The 2,510-nt window shown below is 76.9% G+C and carries 1 protein-coding gene; it reads left to right on the forward strand.

The features are described from left to right. The first annotated feature begins 56 nt into the window (after positions 1–56). Positions 57–2,423 (forward strand): putative bifunctional diguanylate cyclase/phosphodiesterase, encoded by a 2,367-nt coding sequence (locus IE330_RS38310; RefSeq protein WP_373314844.1) that lies wholly within the window; start codon positions 57–59, stop codon positions 2,421–2,423. The last annotated feature ends 87 nt before the right edge of the window (positions 2,424–2,510 follow it).

Here is a 2,510-nt window from a genome sequence, read left to right on the forward strand (position 1 = left end):
CTTCCGGCACACGCGGTGGCACGGCTCCCGGCACAGGCGGCGGCCCGGCTTCCGGCGTGCACGGCGGCCCGGCTTCCGGCGTGCATGGCGGCGCGGCCCCCCGCACACGCGGTGGCACGGCTCCCGGCACACGCGGCGGCCCGGCTCCTGGCGTGCACGGCGGCGCGGCCCCCGGCGCGCGTGGTGACGCGGCCGGGGGGCGCGCACGGTGGCGCGGCGGGCGCGGGGCGCAGGAGCGGACCGCCGAACCCAGCAACGTCAGGGACCCTCGGGACCCCAGGGAACTCAGGGACCCCCGGGAACTCAGGGACCCCGGCGACCATGGTGACCACGGCGAGCTCGACGGGCGCGGCTGGCAGCTCCTGCCCACGGCCGTCGTCGCGGCCGCCGCGGTCGTGCTCGGCACCGGCTTCTTCCACGCCTTCACCGGCGGCCACCCGCTGTTCCCGTCCGGGGCCGTCGGCTGGTCGCTCGCCGTCCTGACCGGCCTCATCGTCGGCCACCTCGTCGCGCTCGGCCGCGACCGCTGGTGGGGCGGCACCGGCTCCGGCGGCGCGCTCACCGTCGCGGTCCTGCTCCTGTACGGCTGGATGCCCGCGGGCATGGTCAGCCTCACCGTCGTCGTCCTCGTCGGCGTCGCCCGCCGCCACCGCTGGCGCCTGGGCGTGCTGCACGGCGCCGTCGACATCCTCGGCATCGGCGCGGGCGCGCTCACGATGGCCGCGTTCGGCACCGCGCCCGCCGCCGACTCGCCCTGGAACCCCGAGAGTTGGGACCTGTACACGGCGCCCGAGGTCACCCTCGTCGCCGTCGCCTACCTGGTCGTCACCCGCGTCCTGCTCTGGTACGTGCACGCCCCGCGCACCGGCGCGCTGCCCACCGTCACCCGCACCGCCCTCGTCCGCCAGGGCCTGCTCGGCGTGGCCCTGCTCGGCATCGCCCCGCTGATCTGCGTCGTCGCGATGTCGCTGCCGCTGCTCCTGCCGCTGTTCACGATCCCGCTCGTCGCCCTCGACTCGACGCTGTGGATCGCCCGCGCCCGGGCGGAGGAGCAGCTCCGCGACCCGCTCACCGGGCTGCCCAACCGGCAGTGGCTCCTGGAGCGGACCTGGACGGCCCTGGACGACGCCGAGCGCGTCGGCGCCCGCTCCGCCCTCATGCTCATCGACATGGACCGCTTCCGCTCGGTCAACGACACCCTCGGGCACCTCGCCGGCGACCGGCTCCTGCTCCAGATCGCCGACCGGCTGCGGCTCGCGCTGCCGCGCGGCGCGGAGGCCGCCCGGCTCGGCGGGGACGAGTTCGCGGTGCTGCTGCCCGTGGCCGACTCCACGACGTCCGCCACCCGCGTCGCCCGCCAGCTCGTCGCCGCGCTCGGCTCGCCCCTCGACCTGGACGGGCTGACCCTCGTCCTGGAGGCCAGCGCCGGGCTCGCCGTCTTCCCCGACCACGCCCTGGACGCCGAGGGCCTGCTGCGCCGCGCCGACGTGGCGATGTACCAGGCCAAGCGGGACCGCACGGGCGTGGAGGTGTACGAGTCCAAGCGCGACTCCAACACCCCCGACCGGCTCGGCCTCCTCGGCGACCTGCGGCGCGCCCTGGACGCGGGCGACGTGGAGCTGCACTACCAGCCGAAGGTCCGCTTCGACGGCGAGGTGGCGGGCCTGGAGGCGCTGGTGCGCTGGGTGCACCCGGAGCGCGGCAAGGTGCCGCCGGACGAGTTCATCGCCATCGCCGAGTCCTCCGGCCTCATGCCCCACCTCACCGAGTACGTCCTGGAGTCGGCCCTCGCCCAGGTCGCGCGGTGGCGCGCGCAGGGCCTGTGCGTGCCCGTCGCGGTGAACGTCTCGCCGCGCGACGTCCACACCCCCGGCTTCGCGGGCGCCGTCGCCGCGCGCCTCGCCCGCCACGGGGTGCCCGCGGGCGCCCTGCAACTGGAGATAACGGAACACGTGCTCCTGGAGGACCCGCAGCGGGCCGCGGACACGCTGGCCGGGCTGACCGGGCACGGCGTGAAGATGTCGCTCGACGACTTCGGCACCGGCTACTCCTCGCTGGTGCACCTGCGCCGCCTGCCCGTGAGCGAGCTGAAGATCGACCGGTCCTTCGTGGCCCGGCTCGCCGTCGACACCGAGGACGCGGAGATCGTCCGCTGCACCGTCGACCTCGCGCATTCACTGGGGCTGCTCGTCGTCGCCGAGGGCGTCGAGGACGACGAGACCTGGGAACGGCTGCGGGACCTCGGGTGTGACGCGGTGCAGGGGTGGCTGGTGGCCGCGGCGATGCCGCCGAGCGAGACCACGGCGTGGCTGCGGGCCCGGGGCGAGGGCGCCGCGCACCGGCCCGCCGTCGACCCGGCGCCCGCGCCCGGGGCCGTCGCCCCGGACCCGGCCCCGCCGTCGCCCACTCGCGCGGTCCCCTAGCCCTCGCGGGGGCGCCCCAGGCCCACCCCTCCCCGAAACCAGGGGCTGCCGCCCCCGGGCCCCCGCCCTTTCGTCTGGGGCTCCGCC

Source organism: Streptomyces longispororuber, from assembly GCF_014656095.1.
Lineage (GTDB): Bacteria > Actinomycetota > Actinomycetes > Streptomycetales > Streptomycetaceae > Streptomyces > Streptomyces longispororuber.